This is a genomic window from Halomonas sp. GFAJ-1, from assembly GCA_002966495.1.
Classification (GTDB): Bacteria; Pseudomonadota; Gammaproteobacteria; order Pseudomonadales; family Halomonadaceae; genus Vreelandella.
On record CP016490.1, the window covers coordinates 1,407,235 to 1,431,092 of the forward strand.

25 protein-coding genes are annotated in these 23,858 nt (G+C 55.8%); 11 read left to right on the top strand and 14 right to left on the bottom strand.

Annotated features, from left to right (window positions below; translation table 11 throughout):
* Positions 1–99: 99 nt before the first annotated feature.
* From BB497_06405 to BB497_06415, 3 genes are all read right to left on the bottom strand, one after another.
* Positions 100–1,434: a C4-dicarboxylate ABC transporter gene (locus BB497_06405; protein AVI62361.1), complete on the bottom strand. Its 1,335-nt coding sequence runs from the start codon at positions 1,432–1,434 to the stop codon at positions 100–102.
* Positions 1,431–1,934, bottom strand: coding sequence for a C4-dicarboxylate ABC transporter permease (locus BB497_06410; GenBank protein AVI62362.1), 504 nt, complete (start codon positions 1,932–1,934; stop codon positions 1,431–1,433). Before BB497_06410 ends, BB497_06405 begins: the two co-directional genes overlap by 4 nt.
* Positions 1,935–1,996: 62 nt before the next feature.
* Positions 1,997–3,100 carry an ABC transporter substrate-binding protein gene (locus tag BB497_06415; GenBank protein ID AVI62363.1) on the bottom strand — a complete coding sequence of 368 codons (1,104 nt, stop codon included), beginning with the start codon at positions 3,098–3,100 and terminating at the stop codon, positions 1,997–1,999.
* 315 nt (positions 3,101–3,415) lie between these two features.
* Here BB497_06415 and BB497_06420 point away from each other — a divergent pair, with 315 nt between their 5' ends.
* Together BB497_06420 and BB497_06425 are read left to right on the top strand one after the other, a co-directional pair.
* Entirely contained in the window at positions 3,416–5,551 is a 2,136-nt protein-coding gene (locus tag BB497_06420) for a hypothetical protein (protein AVI62364.1), read from the top strand.
* A 126-nt stretch (positions 5,552–5,677) separates the two neighbouring features.
* Complete coding sequence (locus BB497_06425) at positions 5,678–7,141, top strand: cytosol nonspecific dipeptidase (GenBank protein AVI62365.1); 1,464 nt, start codon at positions 5,678–5,680, stop codon at positions 7,139–7,141.
* A 75-nt stretch (positions 7,142–7,216) separates the two neighbouring features.
* Here the strand turns inward: BB497_06425 and BB497_06430 are convergent, their stop codons facing one another.
* Positions 7,217–7,693 carry a DNA starvation/stationary phase protection protein gene (locus BB497_06430; protein ID AVI62366.1) on the bottom strand — a complete coding sequence of 159 codons (477 nt, stop codon included), beginning with the start codon at positions 7,691–7,693 and terminating at the stop codon, positions 7,217–7,219.
* 228 nt (positions 7,694–7,921) lie between these two features.
* Positions 7,922–9,061, bottom strand: a complete 1,140-nt coding sequence (locus BB497_06435; protein ID AVI62367.1) for a glycerate kinase — start codon at positions 9,059–9,061, stop codon at positions 7,922–7,924.
* A 226-nt stretch (positions 9,062–9,287) separates the two neighbouring features.
* On the opposite strand from BB497_06435, the gene BB497_06440 reads away from it, so the two are divergent.
* From BB497_06440 to BB497_06455, 4 genes are read left to right on the top strand one after another with little or no spacing between them, the layout of a single operon-like run.
* The gene (locus BB497_06440; GenBank protein AVI62368.1) at positions 9,288–9,896 is read left to right on the top strand and encodes a hypothetical protein; all 609 of its coding nucleotides are present in this window, start codon (positions 9,288–9,290) and stop codon (positions 9,894–9,896) included.
* The gene (locus BB497_06445; GenBank protein AVI62369.1) at positions 9,893–10,255 is read left to right on the top strand and encodes a hypothetical protein; all 363 of its coding nucleotides are present in this window, start codon (positions 9,893–9,895) and stop codon (positions 10,253–10,255) included. Before BB497_06440 ends, BB497_06445 begins: the two co-directional genes overlap by 4 nt.
* Positions 10,252–10,947: a hypothetical protein gene (locus BB497_06450; GenBank protein ID AVI62370.1), complete on the top strand. Its 696-nt coding sequence runs from the start codon at positions 10,252–10,254 to the stop codon at positions 10,945–10,947. The genes BB497_06445 and BB497_06450 overlap by 4 nt, the downstream gene beginning before the upstream one ends.
* A gap of 59 nt (positions 10,948–11,006) precedes the next feature.
* Positions 11,007–12,002, top strand: coding sequence for a sodium:proton antiporter (locus tag BB497_06455; GenBank protein AVI62371.1), 996 nt, complete (start codon positions 11,007–11,009; stop codon positions 12,000–12,002).
* Between the two features lie 33 nt (positions 12,003–12,035).
* Here the strand turns inward: BB497_06455 and BB497_06460 are convergent, their stop codons facing one another.
* Positions 12,036–12,467 (bottom strand): histidine triad protein, encoded by a 432-nt coding sequence (locus BB497_06460; GenBank protein ID AVI62372.1) that lies wholly within the window; start codon positions 12,465–12,467, stop codon positions 12,036–12,038.
* 199 nt (positions 12,468–12,666) lie between these two features.
* On the opposite strand from BB497_06460, the gene BB497_06465 reads away from it, so the two are divergent.
* On the top strand, positions 12,667–12,798 hold the full coding sequence (locus BB497_06465; protein AVI62373.1) for an entericidin: 132 nt from the start codon (positions 12,667–12,669) through the stop codon (positions 12,796–12,798).
* A gap of 108 nt (positions 12,799–12,906) precedes the next feature.
* Positions 12,907–13,275, top strand: coding sequence for a hypothetical protein (locus BB497_06470; protein AVI62374.1), 369 nt, complete (start codon positions 12,907–12,909; stop codon positions 13,273–13,275).
* Here BB497_06470 and BB497_06475 read toward each other — a convergent pair.
* The 8 genes from BB497_06475 to BB497_06510 all read right to left on the bottom strand — a co-directional run bounded on the left by BB497_06475 (position 13,272) and on the right by BB497_06510 (position 21,104).
* Positions 13,272–13,877, bottom strand: a complete 606-nt coding sequence (locus BB497_06475) for a lysine transporter LysE (protein AVI62375.1) — start codon at positions 13,875–13,877, stop codon at positions 13,272–13,274. The genes BB497_06470 and BB497_06475 overlap by 4 nt on opposite strands.
* The gene (locus tag BB497_06480) at positions 13,870–14,874 is read right to left on the bottom strand and encodes a preprotein translocase subunit SecA (GenBank protein ID AVI62376.1); all 1,005 of its coding nucleotides are present in this window, start codon (positions 14,872–14,874) and stop codon (positions 13,870–13,872) included. The genes BB497_06475 and BB497_06480 overlap by 8 nt, the downstream gene beginning before the upstream one ends.
* Before the next feature lie 39 nt (positions 14,875–14,913).
* Positions 14,914–15,438 (bottom strand): acyl-CoA thioesterase, encoded by a 525-nt coding sequence (locus BB497_06485; GenBank protein AVI62377.1) that lies wholly within the window; start codon positions 15,436–15,438, stop codon positions 14,914–14,916.
* A 192-nt stretch (positions 15,439–15,630) separates the two neighbouring features.
* A complete protein-coding gene (locus tag BB497_06490) occupies positions 15,631–16,941 on the bottom strand; it encodes a short-chain fatty acid transporter (GenBank protein AVI62378.1) in 1,311 nt (436 codons plus the stop codon).
* Between the two features lie 156 nt (positions 16,942–17,097).
* Positions 17,098–18,399, bottom strand: a complete 1,302-nt coding sequence (locus tag BB497_06495) for an MATE family efflux transporter (GenBank protein AVI62379.1) — start codon at positions 18,397–18,399, stop codon at positions 17,098–17,100.
* 9 nt (positions 18,400–18,408) lie between these two features.
* Positions 18,409–18,657 (bottom strand): ferredoxin, encoded by a 249-nt coding sequence (locus tag BB497_06500; protein AVI62380.1) that lies wholly within the window; start codon positions 18,655–18,657, stop codon positions 18,409–18,411.
* Positions 18,658–18,729: 72 nt separating this feature from the next.
* A complete protein-coding gene (locus BB497_06505) occupies positions 18,730–19,224 on the bottom strand; it encodes a pantetheine-phosphate adenylyltransferase (protein AVI62381.1) in 495 nt (164 codons plus the stop codon).
* On the bottom strand, positions 19,221–21,104 hold the full coding sequence (locus BB497_06510) for a beta-ketoacyl synthase (protein AVI64282.1): 1,884 nt from the start codon (positions 21,102–21,104) through the stop codon (positions 19,221–19,223). Before BB497_06510 ends, BB497_06505 begins: the two co-directional genes overlap by 4 nt.
* Before the next feature lie 207 nt (positions 21,105–21,311).
* On the opposite strand from BB497_06510, the gene BB497_06515 reads away from it, so the two are divergent.
* The 3 genes from BB497_06515 to BB497_06525 all read left to right on the top strand — a co-directional run bounded on the left by BB497_06515 (position 21,312) and on the right by BB497_06525 (position 23,829).
* The gene (locus BB497_06515; protein ID AVI62382.1) at positions 21,312–21,977 is read left to right on the top strand and encodes an SAM-dependent methyltransferase; all 666 of its coding nucleotides are present in this window, start codon (positions 21,312–21,314) and stop codon (positions 21,975–21,977) included.
* The gene (locus BB497_06520; protein ID AVI62383.1) at positions 21,974–22,303 is read left to right on the top strand and encodes a multidrug transporter; all 330 of its coding nucleotides are present in this window, start codon (positions 21,974–21,976) and stop codon (positions 22,301–22,303) included. Before BB497_06515 ends, BB497_06520 begins: the two co-directional genes overlap by 4 nt.
* 92 nt (positions 22,304–22,395) lie before the next feature.
* A complete protein-coding gene (locus tag BB497_06525) occupies positions 22,396–23,829 on the top strand; it encodes a D-alanyl-D-alanine carboxypeptidase/D-alanyl-D-alanine-endopeptidase (protein ID AVI64283.1) in 1,434 nt (477 codons plus the stop codon).
* The last annotated feature ends 29 nt before the right edge of the window (positions 23,830–23,858 follow it).

A 23,858-nucleotide genomic window follows, 5' to 3' on the forward strand; every position in this document is an offset into this window, starting at 1 on the left:
TAGCCTTCCATGGATAATAAAAAACCCCCATGGAAGAGGGGGCTAAGAAGTTAGGGGAGTAAGGCAAGTAGTGGTCAGAACATAAAAATGAGCAGTATGCTAATAACCGACCATTAAGCTAGGTAGGCCTGTCACCAACCAAGGGAAAAAGGCCATTAACGTGCAAGCGAGCAGTATGAGCGCGACAAAAGGAATCACTGCTTTGTAAAGGTCGACGATCTCTATGCCGGGGGGAGACACGCCCTTTAAGTAGAACAGCGCATAGCCAAATGGCGGCGTTAGGAACGAAGTTTGTAATACTACAGCGACCATCACTACAAACCAGAGAGGGTCGACACCCATTTGCTGAACGATGGGCAGCATAATCGGGAAGCTGAGTAGCACAATGCCTGTCCAGTCTAGGAACATCCCCAGAATAAACACTAAGAACAGCATCATAATCAGCGCGCCGGTGGTGCCACCCGGCATGGCTAGCAGCAAATCTTGAATTACCTGCATACCGCCGCCGCGCGAGAACACCCCGGTAAATGCCGTGGCCCCTACCAATACCAGCATGACCATGGTGGTGGTCTTGCCAGCCTCAATCAGCGTGTTGTAGCAAGTTTTGATCTTACGGTCGCCAAAAATCATAAACAGGATAAAGGCGATAAAAACCCCAATGGCGGAGGCTTCGGTGGCAGTAGCGATGCCGGTGAACAGCGCGCCTAGTACGCCTAAGATTAATGACATGGGAGGAACAACATACTTACCCAGCATAATCAGCAACTGCTTGGTGCTCACTTCCGCACGCTCCTCCTTAGGCACTGGTGGGCCGTAAGAAGGCTTAAAATGGCAAATAAGCAGTACGTATAGGGCGTACATAACGCCGAGCATTAAACCCGGAACCATTGCGCCAGCAAACAGCGCGCCAACAGAAACAGGCGAGTAGCTAGCCATTAAAATCAGCATTATGCTGGGGGGGATAAGGATGCCCAAACAGCCGCTGGCCATAATGACGCCGGCACTTAGCTCTTTGTTATAGCCATACTTAAGCATCGGCACTAAGGCAATCATGCCCATCACCGCAATGGATGCCCCAACGATACCGGTGGTCGCCGCCAGCAGTACCGATACAATAACGACCGTCAGCGCCAAGCCACCCCGCAGGTTAGCAAGCAGCAAGCGCATGGCATCGAACATCTTCTCCGTGACGCCTGAGTCGTTAAGAAACCTCGCCATTAATACGAATAGGGGAATAGCCACGAGGACATAGTTGTCCATGGCATTACCAAAAATATTGTTAATCAGCGTGCCCAGTACGCGCTCACCCGGGCCTAAGAACGCGCCGATCACGGCCACGCCGCCGAGTACAAAGGCCAACGGATGGCCCATAAAAAGGCCGATGAGCAGCCCGCCAAACATGACTAGCGCCAGCAGTTCAGGGCTCAGGTTCATACTGATTTCTCCTCGCGCAGTTGCATAATCGCACGCAACACAATGGCAATTGCCTGCAGCAATAGAAGTGCCGCGGCTACCACGATGACGCCCTTAACAGGGTATACCGGGATCGACACCATGCCATAGGTGGTTTCACCACGGCTGAATGAGCGTTCAAAGAAGCGCCAGCCGAAGGTCAGTAGCATCCAGATAAAGGGAACAAAGAAGACCAGATAACCGATTACCTCAACTAATGCTTGGCGCTTACGGGACAGCAATCGCTTGATGACGTCTACTTCAACATGGGCGTGGTGGCGTAACCCATAGGCAGCCATCAGCATGAAGTGGGCACCAAACAGCATTTTGGTTACATCGAACGCCCAGTCGCTGGGGCGGCCAAAGAAAAAACGCGACGCAATGTCATAGAGGACAATCAGGGTAATGATGGCAATTAACGGTGCGACAATACGGCCAAACAGCTCGTTAATTGCATCAATTGCCTTGGCAATTGCATTCATGGAAGCACTCCGCAGTCAGCACAAAAAAACCGCCCCGGTGATCGGGGCGGCGTAGAAGCGTCTTACAGGCAGGCTTCTATTTCTTCCAGAGAGGGCAGGTTGTCCATCGTGCGGCTCATGTTGAACGGCACGGTGACATCGCGCCATACGGCGTACTCTTGGAGGTAGGTGATCATGGAATGGTAAACTTTGGCATGGTCGGGGTGCTCGCAGGCACCGCGTACAATAACATCGTTGGTGATATCTTGGATGCGCGCCAGGTCTTCTTCTGAGAATTGGTTAATGGTGACGCCAGCATCTATAAACTTCTGGGTAGCATCGGTAGACTCGCGTTCAGACCAAGAGAGTGACCAAGCCATGGTGGCGTCTGCTGCGATCCGGAGCTTTTCTTGCGTCTCTTCAGAAAGCGCATCCCACGCATCTTTATTAATCATGACGCCGAAAACGCTCGCTGACTGGTGCCAGCCTGGCGTGGCCCAGTAGTCGGCCACTTCTGCAAAGCCTGCTTTGAAATCAACGCCCGGCGTTGAGAACTCGCCAGCGTCGATAACGCCACGCTCAATCGCTTGGTACACTTCGCCGCCGGCCAGTGTTACCTGGGAACCGCCTAGTTGCTCAAGTACGCGGCCTTGGTCACGGCCAGATAAACGCAGTCGCTTGCCTTCTAAGTCGGCAAGGCTCTCAATGGGGGTGCGCCCCATAAAGCCTGATTCGTTGTTGGTAATGCCGTAAGGTAAATACATCATGTCGTACTGGCCGTAGATTTCTTCATACAGCTCACGACCGCCCCACTGCTGAATCCAGTTTAGGTAATCTACGCCGTTAAATAGGCTAGTAGTGGTCGCAAGGGGTGAGAAAGCAGGGTTTAAGCCCGCCCAATACCCTGGCCAATCGCCTGCAGCTTCGATACTGCCTGTTTCAGTGGCATCAAACACCTCTGTGCCAGGCATCAGCGTGCCGCCAGCCCGGAAGTTGATTTGCAGCTCATCCCCGGCCAGTTGGTTTACTAAATTAGCCCAGTGCTGATCGATTTTAATAAGATCCAGGTTGTCGGGCCAAGTGGAGGTCATTGTCCACTGTTCTTGTGCCTGAGCGGTAGTGGTGAGTGCGGCGAAGGCAACGCCAGCCGCGAGGCCTGTAAGGGCGAATTTTGCCATTTTTTTCATGATGATTTCCTGGTTTGGCGTACGGATTTATTAGTGTTTGATACCTGGAGACAGGAAAGTAATGAGCGGTAGGTGACGTTTACGTAAGCGATGCCCCTGTCCCGCTACAGACGTAAGCTATCATAATCTACCCGCTGCGGCGCAATATCAGTGTTTAATAGAACAAACGCCATGCTTATTAGTTGCTTGGTTGTAATTGTTAAATTTAACAAGCATTTATGACGTCACCATGGCAGTAAGAAGAAGAGTTTTAGCGTTGAAAAGCAGTGTTTTCAATACCAAAGTTGTAAGCATAACGCCCGTTTGGAAGCTGATATGACCTCATTGAGTACTACGCGTCCCCGTCAGGTTCATGCACTGGCTTGTCACGCAGCGCGCTTGCAGCGCCGCCGCTGGCGGCAGCTCGTGTGGTTATTTGGGCCGCCAAACGAGTGCCGTCAGCAGGCCCTGCAGCTTTGGCAAGCCGCACCTTGGCAGTCGCCGCTTTGGGTAGGTGATGTACAGGAAGCACCGGTTACTCCCTGCGTAACAGCACGCAAGGCGCGTACCCGGCTAGGTGCCGAGCATCAACTGATGGTGATTGATGCCAGCGGTGCCCAGGGGCTAGACCCGGATGCCTTGGGCGCATTAGCAGGCACCGTGACGGCAGGCGGTCTGTGCGTTGTGATCACGCCCGCGTGCTTTGGTCGTCATCCTGACCCTGATTACGCCCGTTTTGCTGATCACCCCTGGCACTGGGAGTCCCTTACTGCGCACTACCTAGCGCGTATGGCGCGTTTGCTGTCATCTCCCGGCATTATTCACTGGTCAGTCGATGGCGGGTTGAAGCTACCTAAGCTATCCGCCAGCGCACAGCGTATTGCTTATGCCGATGACGCCGACTGCCTAACGCTAGATCAAGCCAGGGCCGTTGCCGGGTTGGTGGGGCTTAAGCGGCGCCGACCACTGGTGATTACTGCTGACCGGGGGCGCGGTAAAAGTGCTGCGTTGGGGATTGCTTGCGCTCGGCTGTTGGCCAAAGGCGTAGCACAGATTGTGGTGACAGCCCCCCGGTTAAGCTCCCTGGAAAGCTTTTTTGCCCGGTTAGAAGCGCTCTGCCCCGACGGTCTGCGGGAAGCGCCAGGTCGCTTTGTGATGCCAGGCGGTGCCGCCGTGGATTTTTTACCGCCAGATTTGCTTACTGAGTCTGTTAACGACCAGCGCCTTGGCGGTGACGGCAGCTACCTGCTGGTTGATGAAGCCGCCGCCATTCCTGCGGCGCTACTAGGGCAGTGGCTGGCTGCGTTTCCGCGTATTGCCTTTGCGACCACGGTACATGGTTACGAGGGCTCAGGGCGAGGCTTCGCTTTGCGCTTTCGTGAAGTGCTCAATCACCAAGCGCCTCAGTGGCGAGCAATTGAACTCACGGAGCCTGTCCGCTGGTCGTCATCAGACCCTCTTGAAGCGGCGATTCAGCAACTACTGCTGTTAAAGGCGCCTCTGCCACAAGCCAAGCAGGGCGAAGGAAGCAGTGTTCTTTTGGTTCAAGCCGAACTCGCTCAGCAAGAGCCCCGGCTAGAAAAGTTATTCGGCCTTTTAGTGCAGTCACACTACCGCACCACCCCTAGCGATGTACGCCAGCTATTGGATGGCCCAGGCACGGGGCTTCGTATCATCACCCATGACGATGAGCCTCAGGCGGTGCTAGTTACCCGCGAGGAAGGCGGTTTTGCAGCGGTGCTTGCTGAGCAGGTGGCGCGTGGCGAACGCCGTCCCCAGGGGCACTTGCTTGCCCAGTCGCTGGCAGCGCACAGTGGAAGCAGGGAAGCGCTGACCGCCCGTTGGCGTCGGGTATCACGAATTGCGACTCACCCTGAGCGACGACGGGAAGGGCTCGCGGGACGGCTTTTAAAAGAGGATACCGCTGACGCCGCTCAGCAAGGGGTCGCGCTATATGGCGCTACCTTTGGCGCCGAGGCGTCACTGCTACGCTTTTGGCTGGCGTTAGGATTTGTCCCTGTGCGGCTGGGCGTTACCCGCGAAACAGCCACCGGAGAGTATGCAGTGATGGTGGCGAAGGCGTTAAATGCGGAGGGTGAAGCGGTGCTTAAAGCGCTGCAGGATCAACTTGCATCTTCATTACCGAGCCTCTTGGCATTTGAATTGGCCGCGCTGCCTGCCGCTGTGCTGGTGCTTTTATTACCGTCGTTCCAGAGCGAGCCACTTAACCAGGTTGATAGGCAGGCCGTTGACGACGTTGCGTATGCTTACCGTGACCCCGCGCTTGCCCGGGCGGCGTTGCAGGCGCTGGCCCGGGAAGCAAGCCGCTGGACGTTGGATGAGCAGGCAAGCTTAGCCCATCAGCAGCTGGCCGCCTGGGCGTTTCAGAACCAGCCCTTGGCAAAAGCTCACGGCGAGGCGATTAGACGACTGCGTCAAGCCGTGCAGCGCATACTTAGTCAAGAGGAATAGGTAAGTAGATAGCTGAGGCGGGGGAGGCAGTCAGATCATATATAGTTGAACAGATAGAAAGCACACGCTTTCCTGACGTGGTTCAGAGCGTTAGGATAGATCGGTTATCGATAAATAAGAGCTCCCATGAACGCACATTTAGAAGCGCTCGCACCAAACCTTGTTTGGCGCCACTTCCGTACGCTATGCAACACGCCGCGCCCCTCTGGTCATGAAGCCGCGCTGGTAGCTACCCTTGAAGCCTGGGCCGATGCCCAAGGGCTTGCCCACGACCGTGATGCCTTTGGCAATTTGCGGCTTCGCAAGCCGGCCTCGCCGGGCTGCGAGCAGGCGCCGGGGGTGGTGTTGCAGGGGCATTTGGATATGGTGGCCCAGGCCAATGCTGGCAAGGAACACGACTTTACCCGCGACCCAATCAGCACCTACGTTAATGAGGGGTGGTTACATGCCGATGGCACTACCCTGGGGGCTGACAATGGGTTGGGTGTGGCGGCGATTCTTGCCGTACTAGAAGATCCGGCGCTTACCCATGGGCCGCTTGAGGCGCTGTTTACCTTAGAAGAAGAAACCTCCATGGGGGGCGCATTAAACCTGGCCGAGCATTGGTTAGAGGGTTCACTGCTGCTCAACCTGGACAGCGAAGATCGTGGCCAAGTCTATATTGGCTGTGCAGGTGGCGCCGATGTTGTGGTGGATGCTCAGCTACCCAGCGCCGAGCTGCAGGAAGATGAGCAGGTGATATCACTAGCGCTGACCGGCCTAAAAGGCGGTCACTCGGGTATGGATATTCATAAGCCTCTGGGCAATGCCAACCGCTTGCTGGTACGGGGGCTACGCGCGCTGGAAACCTTTGATGTACGGCTTATCAGCTATCAAGGTGGCACCTTACGCAATGCGATTCCCCGGGAGGCATTTGCCCAGGTGGCCCTACCTGCCGACGATATAGAAGCGGCGTTAGCCGCAGTAGCAAGCTTAGAGCGTACCTTAAAAGCAGAGCTTGGGAGCGGTGACAGCGGCCTAACGCTAACGGCCCAGCGTATAGCGCCTCCTGAGGCAGAGCCGCTCACCCGAGATGCCAGCGCTATGCTGCTCGCCACCCTACATGCGGCCCCCTGTGGTGTTGAGCGTATGAGTGCCGACGTGCCGGGCGTGGTAGAGACCTCGAATAATCTGGGTGTGCTGAGTTTGGAGGCCGGGCGTTTTCATCTATGCGCGCTAGTACGCTCGCTGCACGATAGTGCGACGGAGGCGATGGCCGACCGCTTTCAAGCGCTGTTTGGGCTGATGGGCGCACGGGTGAAGGTGGAAAATGGCTATCCTGGCTGGGCGCCTAACCCAGAAAGTGAGCTGCTGGCGACGTTTAAACAGCGCCATGCTGAGCTTCTTGGCCGTGAGCCTGAGGTAAAGGTGATTCATGCGGGGCTTGAGTGCGGTATTTTAGGCAGTAAGTATCCGCATCTGGATATGATTTCGTTCGGCCCGCTGATTCGCGGCGCTCACTCCCCAGATGAGCGAGTGGAGCTGGATTCAGTGGCGGAGTTTTGGGACATGCTGCGTGCGCTGATTGAGCAATTAGCGACGGCGCGTTAACGGCTTCGTTAGTCCGCCACAAAAAAAACGGCACCGCGGAGGTGCCGTTTTTCGTGTTTAGCTTGCGATTAACGCTTACTTGCCTAAGTAAGCATTCAGCATCCACACCGTTTTTTCCTGCTCACGGATGTAGTCGCCCGCTTGGGCAGCGGTGCCTTCGTCGTCAGCATCTGAGGCGAGCGACAGCAGCTCGCGCTGGAGCTCAATTAGCGTTTGGAATCCAGTCAGCACCCCTTTCACGCAGGTCTTGCCGTCGTGCACATCTTTATCTTCCTGAATGTGCGATAGCGTTATGTAGTCGCTATATGCGTGCACCGGCTTATGGCCTAGCGTAAGGATACGCTCGGCTACTTCGTCTACCTTGGTGAGGAGGTCGGTGTAGAGCTCTTCGAATTTAGCGTGCAGCTCAAAAAAGTCGCTGCCTTTTACGTTCCAGTGATAGCCACGGACGTTCATATAAAAAATTTGGTAGTTGGCCAGCAGGTGGTTGAGTTTTTCGGCGAGTTGGCTGGCGCTGCCTTCGTGCAGGCCAATGCTATTGGTGTCGGTCATGTGATGCTCCTCCATGGTTGGAGCCGCGTTAGTATTTAACGGCCATCAAATCATTTGATTTAGCTTAAGACGCTTGCCTTAAGCTGCAAAACAAGTTTTTTGCATCGCGGCAATAGCGCCATAACATAGTGCTGGCAGCAAGCTGATACAGCTTGCGTCTAGCTTAGAGATGCAGGCGCTAGCCCGGTTTTTCAAGGGTTAGCGCTCAGCTAAGATATATCTAGTCATCTATGGCCTATCTCGCGCTATCCATAAGCGAGCAATGCTCTCGCAGCGCGCCGCTAGTAACTCTGCGGTGCGCGGTAGGGCTTGCTCAAGACTCATAGGGCCATCTGCCAGGGCAAAGGCGGCGGTGACGCCTTCTTCAAAGCAGGCCTGCCAGCCATCGCCTAAGCTACCGGCTAAAATAATTACGGGCTTACCCTGCCGGTGTGCTGCGCGGGCAACGCCAATCGGCGTTTTTCCAGCAAGGCTTTGGCCATCTAAGCGGCCTTCACCGGTGATGACCAAATCAGCCTGAGCGAGCAGCTCAGAAAGCTTGGCTTGCTGCATAATCATTTCAATACCCGGCGTGAGCGTGGCATTGAAAAACATGCGCGCCGCAAACCCCATGCCACCGGCAGCCCCTGCCCCTGCAAGCGCTCGGTCATCGCGGTCAAGCGCGTCTGAACATATATCAGCGAAGTGACTAAGGGCACGATCCAGCTGCGCGACGTCATCATGAGAAGCGCCTTTTTGTGGGCCAAACACGGCGCTTGCTCCCCGTTCGCCCAGCAGGGGATTGTCTACATCCACCGCCGCCTCAACCTGGAGTGTGGCAAGGCGCGGGTCCAGCGTTGCAAGGTCCAGGGTAGCCAGTTGCTGGAGCGCTGCTCCCCCAGGGGGCAGTGGGGAACCCTGCTGATCCAGCAATTGAGCACCTAACGCTTGCAGCATGCCTGCACCTGCATCGTTAGTGGCGCTACCGCCGAGCAGCAAAAGGGCCTTTTCGGCGCCCGCATCTAAAGCAGCTGTAAATAGCTCGCCTACGCCGTAGGTAGAGGTGTGCAGGGCGTTTCGCTCTTGAGCAGATAGATGTTGTAGCCCGCTGGCTTCTGCCAGTTCGATAAACGCGGTACGCTGTTGGCCGAGCCAGCCCCAGGAGGCTAGACGGGGGCGCCCCAAGGCGTCTTGTACGGTTAACTCGCGCCGCTCGGCGCCGGTGGCGGCAATCAGGGCTTCAAGGCTGCCTTCGCCGCCATCGGCCAGTGGGCAAACCGTTAGCGTGACGGCTGGCGTTGCGCGCTTGACACCGCTGGCCATTGCCCGAGCTGCCTGTTCAGCGCTCAAGGCATCTTTAAAGCTATCGGGGCAAAGCAGTACATTCATCGCACAACCTCCATAAATGATGGTCTCTAAAACGCTGTCTTTGAAAAACGTCTGTGAAAAACAGTCTCTGAAGCGCAATCTTTGAAACACTGCCTTTGAAATACAGTCTTTGAAACACGCTATCTAAACTATTGTCCCAGTTTGCTGCTATTTAGTGATCGCTGCTGGCGAGCTTAGCGTGCTACCCGATGCCACACCAGCCATGACGACAGTTAGAGGAACTAACATGAAGATACTTACTCTGGGTATGAGTTGTCTGCTGCTGTTGGTGGGCTGTCAGACCCTACCTGATCGGCTGCCACAAGCCGATCCTGCCCCAGCGGCATCGTGTTACTTTCCTGTAGGCTCGGCAGCAGTGCCACAGGCAACAGGGAACGGGCAGGATCATGAGGCGTTGGCGCAAGAAGTGCTGGCCCAAAGTGTTGCAGTGTTGGAAGCGTGGGGCTTTGAGCTTGCTTCTACGGATATCCATTTGGGGCTAGTAAGTGCTAGTCGCCAGCGAGACCTGATTGGTTATTACGATCCTTACGATAACGCCTATGGGTACGGGCGTGGCATGCGGGTATTTGGAGGTATCGGGTTGGGTGGGCGTGGCGGTTCCAGCATCGGTTTAGGGGTTGGGACAGGGTTTGGTGGTGGCGTCGGCCAGCGGCCGGTTGAAGTCGAGCGGGTTTCGCTGTTAGTAAATGACGGTTATGTGCGCATTTCGCGGGATATTCGCCGTTATGATCACTTAAGGGATCTTCGCGAGTCCTATAGCGCTAGTAACAATGATTTTTGCCAGCGCTTCCAGGCAGCGCTATCGCAATCCTCTAGCATTGAGAGCGCGCCATGAAGAGACTTCGCTGTATGTTAATCGTCAGTGCCCTGCTGGTGTTGGCTGGCTGCGCTACCCAACAACCGGCTGAAACCCGAGAGCTTCGTTACGCTGCGTCAACAGAGCAGACATTTCGTCAGGCCGTAGAGCTGATGATGACCCAAGGGTATGTGGTCAGGCATGCGGATTTAGCCTTAGGGCGTGCGGAAGCCTCCCTTGCCCGCTGGCCGGAGTACCGATTACAGCTCCAGGTTAGCGAAGAGGGTGGCGGCAGCCGGGTACGCGTCTCAGCCCTGCGGGGAAACCAACCGCTGCCGCCCTACTTGTTGGATCCATGGCTAGTCGAGCTACAGAATAAGTTGGGAGAAGCACCGTGACAGCAGTAACACCCAGGCTTACCGATCTAAAAAGTAAAGGACGCGCCTGGCGTGGCGCGTTAGCCATTGGCTTTGCTGGACTCTGTATAAGCCCAAGCGTGTTAGCCCACCCTCACGGTTGGATAGATCTAAATGTGCGGGTGGTCACCGATGATCAGGGAGTAGTGAGCGCTCTGCATCAAACGTGGCAAATGGATCCTTTCTACAGTTTGGTGGTGTTTGAAGAGCTTCAGCAGGTGCAGGGAGCGGATCTTGCGCAGGGGCTTGACCAGTTAGGTAGTGAAATTCGCAATAACCTAGCTCAACAGCATTACTTCACTGAAGTGCGTATTGATGGCAAGCGCCAGTCTCTAGGAGAGGTAACTGAATATACAGCGCTGGAGCGCGATGGCCGCTTAACCTTTATGTTCATTTTGCCCTTGTCCTCGCCTCAGCCGCTAGCGGGCCATACGCTTGAGTACCAAGTGTTTGACCCTACCTACTACCTTGAAGTAGTGCATGACGAGGAGGACGGCTCTCCTTCTAAGCAGGCGCTCATCCTGCACGGAGAGCCAAGCTGCGAGTTAACTATCATACCTGCAGACCCTGACCCAGAGCTGGTGATGCAGGCGGCGCTGCTCGATGTTGATGAGCAAGCAGAGCCAGGATTGGGCAGGCACTTTGCCGAAACAGGACGCGTCATTTGCCCCTAGCCAGTGGCAGGGGGAGTCGTGTATAAAGTGTTACTTTATAACATTTGCTGGAGGGTGTGATGCCATTAACGCGGCACCGCATTATATGGGTAGCGCTTGGCCTTTTAGGGGCAGCGCTGATTGTTTTTGTCGTGCAGAGCAATTTTCAGGGTGCCAGTTTTCAACTGCTGTCTTGGCAGCGGGATTTACACCGTAGCTTAACGTTGGCGATTACCGAACTTTCCCGCACACCTACCACGGCTACCTGGCTATCGTTGCTGGGAGTTAGCTTCGCTTACGGCGTCTTTCACGCGGCGGGGCCGGGGCATGGTAAAGCAGTATTGGCAACTTATTTAGCCTCTCATGGAGGTGCCACCCGTCGGGCATTGGGGCTCTCCTTTGCTGCATCGCTACTGCAGGGGGTGACGGCGATTGCCATGGTGGCGGTGCTGGTACATGGGCTGGGCTGGGTTACCCGCCAAGCCATGGGAAGCGTGGTATGGGTAGAGCAGGCAAGCTTTATATTGGTAGCAATGTTAGGCGCTTGGCTATGCTGGCGAGCCATTAAGCAACTGCGCCGTGCCTACGCAGTTAGTCATCATGATGCTGTTGAGCACAGCCACCGCCACAGCCATGACCATGCGCACTGCTGTGGCGGTGCTCACCATATAGAGCCACAGCAGGCGCTTGATTGGCGCACTGCGCTTATGACTGTAGGGGCCATTGGTATGCGTCCCTGCACGGGGGCAGTACTGATGCTGGGGGCGGCAAGCCTGCTAGGGCAGTTCTATGTAGGCGTCGCTTCGGTCATCGCTATGTCCCTGGGAACAGGAATCACGGTTTCCTTTTTGGCGATTGCCAGCATTGTGGCCAGGGGGTGGGCTGCTAAGCGCCTGCAAAAACAGCGTAGCCAGCAGGTGGCCGAGAAAGTGGCTGGCTGGGTAGCGCTCACGGGCGGTGCTCTTATCATTGCGCTAGGCGTGTCGCTTTCTCTCGCAGGTGCCGCCCAGCCAGCCAGTGGACCGCTGTTAAACGACCCTGCCCCGCGGCAGGGGCCTTCGCTATTAGGCCGCTAGGGTTGTAGTGGTGCAGTACAAAACACGACATGCCTATTGGTTTAGCGTTGCGTTGAGCCCATGAATTTGAGCGAGTAGCTGCTCACGGCGCTGGCCCTGCAAGTTTAAGCTATAAGGCTCAGGCGTGCCGTTGCCCCATACAGGAGCAGGCCAGCTTGCATCATCTTGGTAACGTACTACCAAATGAAGGTGCAGCTGGCTGACGACATTGCCCAGCGTGGCTATATTGAGCTTGTCGCCGTGAAACGCGCCTTTCATTGCCTCACCAAGCGCTGTTGCCTCACGCCAAAGTTGCGCTTGGTCTTGGTTAGATAGTTCAAATACCTCGCTGACTGATGGGACTCTTGGTATCAGAATAACCCAGGGGTAGCGGGCGTCGTTCATTAACACGGCGCGGCACAGAGGTAAGTCGGCAAGGGGCAGGGTATCTGTCGCTAAGCGTGAATCGAGATCAAAGGTATCCAAAGGCGTAGTGCTCCAGGCAGCCAAGTGATGATTAGCATCATAGCAGCTGCTTATGGCGCCGATACAAGATAGGGCTGCAAACTAGGCGCAACAGGCAAAACGCTGTTACGCTAACATTACTCCTACGCGGTAACGCGGCCTAAGGAGCTTCGCTACGTTGACGGTAGGTCAACTGACTGACTTGTTAAGGAGAACACCCATGAAAAAACTCATCGCTACCAGCTTTATTTTGCTCATCACCGCAGGTGCGTTGGCGGGCTGTAATACGATGGCAGGCGCAGGACAGGACGTACAGGAAGGCGGAAAAGCCGTTCAGGATGCAGCGAGTTAATGCTCTAGATAGCGGTATTAGGCAGGGTAAGGCTATAAAAGCGGGCTGGGCATTATTGCCTGGCCCGTTTTGCGGTGGGTCACCACGGTTTAACAAGGAAGATAATGTATGGTTAACGTATTTTGCGGCTCAACGAAGAGACGGTTTGGAAGCAGCTTTGCCGTGCTGTTAGCGGCTTCATTACTGAACGCCTGTGCCAGCGGGCCCGAGCCTGTTAGTGCGCCGGCACCGCCTCCGCCCACCGTTGGCCAGAGTGAAGTAACTACCAATGGAGCTAGCTGCAATAGTGACGTCGTGAAGCACGTCATAGGCGAGCCATTTAACGACGCCAATGTCCCTCAGCTACAAAGCGAGAGCGGTGCTCGCCAAGTTCGGGTGCTACGCCCCGACAGCGTAGCCACCATGGACTACCGGGAAGATCGCCTGAATATTCACTTAGATAGTGACGATACCATCGAAGCGTTGCGCTGCGGTTAACGCAGAATTAGCACGACACAAGCGGCGGTGAGTAGGCCCATGGAAATATTGAATGCGCGCCATGCCCCGTCGCTTCTGATCCGCTGTCCAATCGCCGTGCCAAAGGCTGCCCATAGAGCAATGCAGGGCAGCGCCACTAGTTCCGCAAACCCGGCCAGCACGAGTGCGTTGAGTACTGGCTGGCCGCTCTCAGGTAGAAACCCCGCCATTAACGCCAGCCCCATTACCCAGGCCTTTGGGTTAGCAAACTGAAACATTGCCGCCTGCCAAAAGGTTAACGGCACTCCCCGCTGACTCCCTTCAAGATTAGGTGGCGGCGCGGTGGCTATTTTCCACGCGAGGTAGAGCAAGTAGGCGCTACCCACCCAGCGCAAGGTCGTTTGCACCAGAGGGAAACGCTCAAATAACACCCCGAGCCCTAGTGCGATACTGGCAAATAACAAAAAGCAGCCGCCTAAAATACCCCACATATGCGGCATAGTGCGCCGAAAGCCAAAGTTAGCCCCCGAAGCGGTTAGCATAATATTGTTAGGCCCAGGCGTTAGCGTCATCGACATCATAAAAAGCGCAGCAGGGCCAAGAATTAACCACTCGTTACTCATAACGACCCTTCCAGCGTTGGCGACGCACCTGCTCTTTGAGCATCTCGATAATGTCGTAGAGCACCTGCTCGGTGACGTGGGCGCTGCCTTCATCGACGGTTAGCCAGCTTTCGAAGCCGCTTTCTGCAGTCTTTTCAACGAGCTGGCGGAATTCAGTCGAGTGAATACCCAGTGCCAGCTCATCTACAAGGCGCTGCGCTACCCCGCTGAGCGATGCCTGCATGGCATTGGATGCCGTTTGCCCCATGGGTAGGCGGTGCAGCTTTTGGATTTCAGGGCTTTCCCGCAGGGTGCGGCTTACCAAGTCATCAATAGCCTTCATAATGGCGGTGCGATTCTGTTGATAGGCTTGACCGACCGTGCCTTCTAGACGTTGAGCAATTTCGTGAATGAGCTGGTCTTTACGGGGCATGATAACCCGGTCGATGACTTGCTCGGTGAGTGAGTCGCTGGCAACAATCTGCTGTTGCACATTGCCTAATAGGCGCAGGGCAATCCGATCGGAGAGTTCTTCCAACAGAATATCGTAGTATTTGGCGGCAAACTGATAGCTCTTCCAGCGGGTGACGTCGATTAACCTCAGTCGGTGCAATCTATTCAGTAGCGACACCACCCTCAGGACACGCAGCCAGCGGAAACCGCTTAGCGGAATACAGCCAAGCACGTCGTACCAATGAACAAAGGGGTAGAAAAACCAGCGGTGGTAGCGCCGTTCGGCAATGGCTACCGCCCAGCCCAGCAGTACGTCGGCCACAAAAAAAGCCACAAAATAGAGATCAATAACCGTAAAGCGGCTGTGAATTGTTGTGTCGTAGAAATCGTGAAAACCGGGTGCAATGGAGGCGATCGCTTGGTTGATCGTGTCAATTAGGAACAGTGAATCAAACAGCAGCAGGCTCAGGTTAATAATAACCGCCGCAAGAATTAAAAAATCCCAGCCGATATGCGCATACTCAACGGCTTTAGGCAGGTGTGGGTAGCGCTCCCTGGCGGGCATGAAGACTCCTTGTCATCGCATTAATGAGGTAACAGTAGGCTAGTGGTTTAGCTGATGATGCTGCTGCGTTAACAGCTCTTCCTTTTCTGCCTGTTTGCGCAGCTTTTTTCGCAGGGCTGCTTTGTCATAGCGAAGTTTTTGCAGTGATGTTTCCAGCGCTAAAGGCGGTACTTTGGCGGGCTTTCCGTCGGCATTGACCGCCACCATGGTGAGATAGCAGCTATTGGTGTGGCGAATCAGCTTCTGGCGAATATCCTCTGCCACGACTTTAACCCCTACCTCCATAGAGGAGCGCCCTACATGGTTGACGCAGGCTAAAAAGGTCACCAGTTCGCCCACGTGGATAGGCTGCTTAAAAAGTACCTGATCCACGGAAAGTGTGACCACATAGTGACCTGAATAGCGGCTGGCGCAGGCGTAGGCCACTTCATCAAGCTTTTTAAGAATAGCACCGCCATGCACTTTGCCACTGAAATTAGCCATATCCGGCGTCATTAGTACGGTCATGGAGAGTTCATGCTGGCCGGGCAGGGCGCTATGTTCAAGGTTGGGCGTTTCAGACATAGAAAAACCTTACGGGCTGAAAAGGCCCGCCCAATTGGGCGGGCGGTGGATGTGGGCAGGTCCGTTTTAGCTAATCTCTAATCTCTAATCTCTAATCTCTAACCTCTAACCTCTAACCACAGGTGTTAGCACGTCGTGCTTAACATCTAGAACTTACCGTTAAAACTGACAGCAAGATCTGCCAGCAAGAGCTTAGAACCAGACTAAGCCAACGGAAATAATAATGCCGGTAATAAACAGCTGAATCAGGCAGAAGCCCATAATGTCTTTGGCTTTTAAGCCCGCAATCGCCAGTACCGGTAGCGCCCAGAAGGGTTGCAGCAGGTTGGTCCAGGCATCACCCCAGGCAACGGCCATGGCAACACGGGAAATATCGGCCCCTAACGCTTCCGCTGCCGGTAGCATAACCGGTGCTTGTACCGCCCACTGGCCACCACCGGAAGGTACAAACAGGTTAACAATCCCGGCGCTAAGGAACGACCAGAACGGCAGCGAAGTGGCGGTAGCAAAAGAGACTAGCCACTCTGACATGCTTTGTGCCAAACCCGACTGCACCATAATTGCCATAATGCCAGCGTAGAACGGGAACTGAATCACGATACCCGCCCCGCCTTTAATCGCTTCATTTAGGCTGTTAAGCAGGTTTCGTGGCGTACGATGCAGCACAATGGCTAAGAATAAAAACAGGAAGTTGACGATGTTTAGGTTTAAGCCGCCGTCACGTAGTAAGAAGTGGTCAAGCAGGAACAGCAGTCCCGGTACGCCTACTAACAGGGCCAGCGGGATGCTGTTTTCGAGCTTTTCTGCCGGACGGGTAATACGGCCTTGCGTTTCTGGTTCATCGTCGAGCAGCTTGGTATCAATATAAACGCTGTCTTTTTCATCTGGCAGCATCATGCGGTTGACGAGCGGAACCGCGATAAACAAGCAAAGCACAATGGCTAAATTAAAAAAGGCAAAAATGGTGGAGCTAGTGCTTATCACCCCGATCTGGTCAGCGGAGAAGTGGCCCTCGGTCGCGATAGTGAGCGGCACTGAACCGGCTAGACCGCCGTGCCATACCACAAAACCTGAGTACGCACTGGCGACCAGTAAGCGGTAGTCGACGCGAATCACGCGGGCCAACTCTTTCGCAAACAGGGCACCGACCACCAGCCCAAAACCCCAGTTAATCCAGCTGGCAGCAAGCGACACCAGGGTGACTAAGATAATAGCGCCACCCGGGCTTTTTGCGGTGCTGGCAATTTTTTGCAGAAAGCGTTTGATAGGGGGGGAGCTGGCCAGCATAAAGCCTGTCACTAACACCAGCAGCATCTGCATGGAGAAGGTGAGTAGGTTCCAAAAACCGTCGCCCCACATGCGCAGAACGGCCAAGGGTGTCTGGCGCTCTACGGCAATGGCAGCAACCGCTGCGATCAGCGTTAATATCAGTACAAAAATATAGGGGTCAGGCAAATAGCGCTCGACCAGTTTAACCGCTGGCTTGGATATGAATTTTAGCATGGGATGCTCGCTATAATCGTTATTAGGAAGTGCGACGCTAATATACGTGGGCGTGCCGTGTTTTTCATCTCTCGCTGGGCAGCATACACCGGCGCCTAAAATTACGTTAGCGCAGTCAGAGCCGAGCGAGCGTTGCAGGCTTCAACGGTCGCTTAATTAAGGGGATTCCGCGCGCCAGCGAGTCTGACGATAGTGGCAATAATAGCCGATAAGCACGGCAGAGCGCGCCAAGGTAAAGAGGGTGAAGGCGAGCCAAAGGCCGTGGTTGCCTAGCCCCTGGGTCAACCACCAGGTAGGCAGGTAAATAGCCAGGCCAATGAAAATGCTGTTGCGCATTTCACGCACGGCAGAGGTGCCGATAAATACCCCGTCAAGCAAGTAACTCCATACGGCCAGTAGGGGCATGGCGACCATCCAGGGTAAGTAAATAGCCGCAGTGCTACGAACCTCGTCGAGCCCTGTGAGCAGTGCAATGAGGGCGTTACCGCCTACGGCGAAGGCCAGCGTTGCTACGGCGGCGGTCCAGAAAGAGAATCGGGCGGTAGCACGCACCGTGTTGGCAAACGCCTGCCAGTTGCGCCGCCCGTAGTCGCGGCCCACCAAGGACTCTGCTGCGTGGGCAAAGCCATCCAGTGCATAGCTGGTGAGCATAATAAACTGCAGCAGTACGGCGTTGGCGGCGAGCACCGTGTCGCCCTGGCGCGCTCCCTGGGCGGTAAAGAAGGCCATGGCAAACAAAAGGCCTAGGGTGCGCACAAAGAGGTTAGCGTTGACGTTGAACAGCGCCGAGTAAGCCGATAGCACCAGCAGCCGCTGGCGCTGAAAGGTGCCCTCTAAATGCCCCAGCTGGTGCAGCACTAAAACGGCGCCAAACGCGAGGGCGCTATAATCAGCAATCACACTGGCCAGCGCAACACCGTTGCTGGTCATGCCTAGCCCGATCACAAACCATAGGTCGAGCACGATATTAACGCTGTTGGTGAGCAGCAAAATCATCAGCGTGACTCGAGAGTTCTGCTGGCCTAAAAACCAGCCCAAAATCGCGTAGTTAGCCAGCACTGCTGGCGCTGACCATAGGCGGATTTCGGCATACTCCCGGGCCAGCGGTGTTGCTGCTTCGCTGCCGTCTAGCAGCCAAAGTCCTAACGAAATAAGCGGCGAACCCAGTACGATGAGTAGTGTGCCAATAACACCCGCCATGATCAGCGATTGACCTAGTAGGTTGCGCACATCACTGTCGCTTTCGCGGCCTATGGCCTGGGCGACCAGCCCCGTTGTGCCCATGCGTAAAAAGCCAAAGCCCCAATAGAGGAAGCTAAATAGCGTAGCGCCGAGGGTGACCCCGGCGAGATAGCGCGAGTCGGGCAGATGCCCAACCACGGCGGTATCCACCAGCCCCAGTAGGGGGACGGTGATATTGGAGAGGATGATTGGCCAGGCGAGGGTCCAAATACGCACGAGGCGGCGTTAGGCAGCGGTGATAATGCGGTACTTCTCCATTAGCTGCTCTTGGGTCTCGGCGCGTTCTGGATCCAGGGGAATACAGTCTACCGGGCAGACTTGTTGGCACTGCGGCTCATCAAAGTGCCCCACGCACTCGGTGCACAGGTTCGGGTCGATGACGTAAATCTCTTCGCCTTGAGAAATCGCGTCATTGGGGCATTCGGGCTCGCAGACGTCGCAGTTAATGCATTCGTCGGTGATCATCAGGGCCATGGGCATACCTCACGAATGGCTGGCTACTCGGGTAGGCCAATACCCGAGTGTTTTACTCAACAATGTCGATAGCTATGTAGTGTAATGCTTACGCAGCGCCTCTGCGACCTGCGGGTGAACCAGCGGTGAAATATCGCCGCCCAGCTTGGCGATTTCTCGCACGATGGTCGACGAGATATACGAGTTCTCTACCGCCGGGGTGAGAAATACGCTCTCAAGCTCGGGGTTTTGGGCGCGGTTCATATTCGCCAGCTGCAGTTCGTACTCAAAGTCTGAGACCGCGCGGAGGCCGCGCAGAATAATTGTCGCCCCTTGCTCGTGCATCATGGTGGTCAACAGTGATGAAAAGCCGATGACCTCCACGTTAGGCAGCGACGCGCAGACGGTTCTGGCCAGCGTAATACGCGCCTCAAGGTCTAGGCTAGGCCGTTTGCCAGGGCTTTCGGCCACAGCGATAACGACCTTATCGAACATCCGCGCGCCGCGCTCAATCAGGTCGAAGTGGCCATTGGTAATGGGGTCAAAGGTGCCTGGGTAGACCGCGATATTAACGCGTTGGGCGATCATTCCGGTGCCTCCTCGTCAAGCTGGCCGAAAGGGTTGTCAGCGGTAAGCGAAACCGCCTGAGCATAGCCTGGGATATGAATGCGGTCGGCGTGGATCTCAAGCTCAGGGCCTTCTAGTACGGCCTCGCCGAATTGGTAGCGGGGGGCGAAGTGCCCCTTATCTGCCTGGGCCAAATAGGCAGCTGCGTTGGCTCTTACCGTCTCGCGCCGGGTCTTCCAGGCATCAATGGCAGCGCTGCCATGGCGCTTAGTCAGTAGCCGCTCGGTGACTTCAGGCGATAACACAACGCCGGTTGCATTGTTGCCACCAAACCCTTTGGCATTAATAAAGGCTGCATCCGCCTTAAACGCTTGAGGGGTAGTGGAGAGCCGCAGCCGGTCGGCGTAAACATCGTCGGCCACCGCATCCAGCGTTGGAATGCCCGGTAGCAAGCCGTGGGCAAAACTGCCCAGCGCGCTTGCCAACTGGTCACCCGCCGCAGAGCCTTGAGAGTGGCCGATAAACGCTTTAATCGCCACAATTGGCCAATCGCTTATGCCATTAGCCCGAGCGATTTCATCAAGCACGTGGGATTCGGTTACGCGGTTTTTCGGCGTGCTAGTGCCGTGTGCGTGCAGAAAGGTGCGCTCTTTGAGTGCTTTATCCCCTAGCATGTCTTTCACTAATGCGACGGCTTTGCCCAAGGTGATGTAGTTGCCAATGCCGGGCGCAGAGATTGAGCGCTTAAAGCCGTCGGCATTGACGAAGACATCTGGCACGGCGCCTAAAATGTCTGCGCCTAGCTCAAGGGCAAGCGCGTCGTCCATTAGCAGCACGAACTGGCTAGCTTCCGCCATGGTAAAGCCGCAGTTGCGGGCAAATGGACGGCAGGCGCGCTGGTAGTCAGCATCGGTGAGTAGCTCCAACGCGTCCAGGGCTTTGAGGCTTGCGTCATCCGCCAGCGCCCCCATTGCACGGAAACCTTCAATGATTTCAGGCGTAATCGGCGCGTCGGCTGTGCCGACCATCACCACCCGTCGGCGGCCTGAGCGAATGTCATCAATGCCCAAGCGCAGGTTATAAAGAAAACTGGCACAGGCACCCAACGCTGCGCCAGTACTGCCTACGCTGCCGAGTACATAGGCATTGAGGAAGTCGGCGGGCATCTGACCATAGCCCAGTGGCATCTGCTTGGAAGTGGCGCGCTGGCCACTGACCAAACTTTTTAGCAGTCCACCCCAACCTTGGTCATCTAGCTGGCCAATGGAGTTGCCGGCATATACCGCAATATGGTCGGGGTTTAGCTGCTGGCGTAGGTCTTCCCACGATAGCCCGCTGGCGCCTAGGCAGTCGCTGGCGCCAAATACGGCCATCGATAGCCCACGAGGGTGGTGCACGCTGCGGTAAAGGCTTGCGGGATCAAAGCCACTGGGCAGTTGCGCGGCGGCGCGTACTTTGGGCTCATGGGCATCGGGCAGCAGTACGTCAAGCGTTCCTGCGGGCACGGTCACTTCGACTTCCCGAGCATCAATATCCGTTATTTGCCAGTGGGCAGGTAGGTTTTCGGGAAGCTGACGTCGGCGCAGCGTGAAGCGCAGCGGCTCTGCTAGCACCATGCTTGCCGGGCGGTTGGCAGGTAAGCCGGGTGCGAGAAAGCGCGGGTCTTCATTGCGGCGGATCAGGGTGTGGTTAAGCACCTGCTCGCGCAGCGTAAGCGCTGGGTCGTTTAGGGGCTGGCCTGTACTGTCTTGCCAACCGTTCTCAGAATGTTCAGCAAGGCGCATAAGCGCTGCCAAGCCTTCCAATGTTTGGCGCTGCTGGTCAGCTGGAAGAGCATCAAGTACGGTGCGGCGGAAGGCCTGGTGGCCCGAGGTTCTGCCGGCGGGATTGATGCCGCCCATGCCGACAATCACCGGTAAGTGTGACAAGCCGGGTTCCTCGTGGTGCGGTGGTTGTTAGTAACAGTTATTGGCAAATGCACAACCGAAAAGCTGTTCATTCACACTTAATAAGTAGCTCGAGAGTGATCATAGCACCGGGCGTGCAACGGCGTCATGCCGGACGCGCCGGAGACTGCTAGAATCACGCCTTTTCCAGCAGGGGGTGGCATGCAGCATAATTCGCGACCGGTAGTTTCTAATCAGCCAGGCCCGCATCACGATTTGACTCGTCGAGTGGCCCGTGCGCTGGCGAACCCGCTGCGCAAACCCATTGCAGCCCATACCCAGCAAGCGTTTGAAGAGGTTCAAGCCTGGTATCAACAGCGTCAAGCGCCGCTGATTTTAGACGCAGGCTGCGGTGTCGGGTTATCCACCCGCCGTTTGGCTGAACGCTTTCCCCAGCATGCTGTTATTGGTGTTGACCGTAGCGAGGATCGCCTAGGGCGTGACCACGGTGACTTGCCCGCTAATGCGCGGTTGGTGCGGGCGGATTTAGTCGACTTTTGGCGCTTGGCCGAGCGGGCAGGTTGGGCGCCTGAGCGCCACTACCTGCTTTATCCCAACCCTTACCCGAAAGCGGCACACTTAAAAATGCGCTGGCACGGGCACCCCGTGTTACCTACCTTGTTGGCGCTAGGCGGCGCGTTGGAAGTGCGTTCTAACTGGCCGCTTTATGTAGAAGAGTTCGCCCTGGCGGTGGCTCAAGTGACGGGACGACAGGCAGCGGTTAGTGTGTTTTCCCCCAACGGTGACTATTTGACCCCTTTTGAAGCCAAGTACGATCAAAGTGGTCAAGCGCTATGGCGTTTATGCATTGAACTGGAGCGGACATGACCTTTGTGTTTCTAACGCTGGCGATCATGGCAGAGGTGATGGCAACCAGCGCGCTAAAAGCATCAATGGGGTTCACACGCCCCCTCCCTAGCCTGCTAGTAGTGGTAGGCTACGGCGTAGCGTTTTATCTACTGAGTTTAGTACTACGAACACTGCCGGTGGGTATTGCCTACGCCATTTGGGCGGGCCTGGGGATTGTGCTGGTTACCCTGGTAGGCATAGTGGCCTTCGGTGAAAAACCTGATTTACCTGCAGTCATTGGCATTAGTCTGATTGTGGCCGGTGTGGTCACGCTGCAAGTTTTCTCCAAAATGAACGTGCATTGAGGTAGCTGAACGTGACGTACTGTATGGGTAAATACCGTGTTAAGAGCCGAGCTAAACGCTCGCGTACTTCACCTGCGGGCTGGCTGCGGGCGATGATTGTAGCCAGCGTCGCCACCGCTACCTTGGGTGTTAGTAGCGCGCTTTTTGCCGACTTTAGCCGCTTAGGTCAGCTGCAAAATAAAGGCTTTTCGATCAGTGCTGAAGCACGCCTACTAGATGTGGATGCCGGCAGTAATGACTTGCTGGGAAGCCTTAACCCCGAACGTCAGCTCTCTCCCGCGTCGGTTACTAAAGCGTATCTGGCGGCAGCGGCGCTTAATCGCTATGGCCCTCAACACCGCTTTACCAGCCAACTGGTGAGCGCGGGCACTGTTGATAGCGGCGTGCTGCGCGGCGACCTTGTATTTGAAGGCGGCGGTGACCCTGGCCTGACCACAGAGGATTTATGGCGCCTTGTGCAGCGCCTTCAGCTTTCTGGGGTGCGCGAAGTTGACGGTGCGCTGGTGATTAGTCAGTGGCGCTTTGGCCCAGTGGAGTGCCTTACCACCGACCGCTGTAACGCGCGTACCCGGGTAGCGAATGCTTACAGTGCTCCGCTTACCTCTGCTGGGGTTAACTTTGGCACCTGGTGTGTCAATGTAGCGCCGGCTAATAGCGCAGGAGAGCCCGCCCGTGTGGGGCTATGTGACAGCCCGCAACCGTTGATTGCGATCGATAATCAAGTGGTGACGCGGCCAGCCAATAGCGGTACGGAAATTAGCGCTGAACGTATTACCGATGAGCGCGGCGATGTGATGCGCCTGACGGGGCAAATCTCGACCAATGCTGCTGCCAGGGATGTCTACCGTGGTGCAGGGGACGCTGCAGAAAAAACCGCCCAAGTACTGCTGAGCATGCTAAACCAGGCGGGAATTACGGTACGCGACCCTTGGCGGGTCAGCAGCACGCGGCCCGCCGGCGCGCAGCGTTTAGCGGCGGTGGATAGTATGCCGCTGCAGGAACTGCTGCTGCGCACCATGAACTACTCCAATAACTACATGGCCGACGTGCTGGCGCTTAACTTAGTGGAAACACCCCAGGCACAGCTGCGGCAAGCGGGGCAAGCCATCGAAGCCTACGCCCAGAGCTTGCCAGGGCACGGCCCACTGACGTTTTCCAGCGGCAGCGGTTTAACCACCGACAACCGCACCTCGGCCCAAGGCGTGAACGTGATGTTGGAGGATATGTTTCACCAAAGCGCGCTGTTCCCAAGCTTTGTGGCGTCTTTTCAATCCCCTGCCAACGGCGTAATGCGTTTTATACGCCGAGGCTCACCGACCTTCCAGAACAACGTTATGGTTAAAACCGGTACGCTAAACCAACCCTTTGCGGTGCGTGCCATTGCTGGGTATTTCCGTACCGCCCAGGGGCGATGGGGCGTTTTTACTGTGTTAGTGAACGGCAGTGGTAGCACCCCTTATCTTAGTTGGTCTGAGGTGCTCGACCCACTGTCGCTGGATTTGGACGCAATGATACTGGCTAACTAATGATGAATTATTTGCAGGGTGGGGAGCGT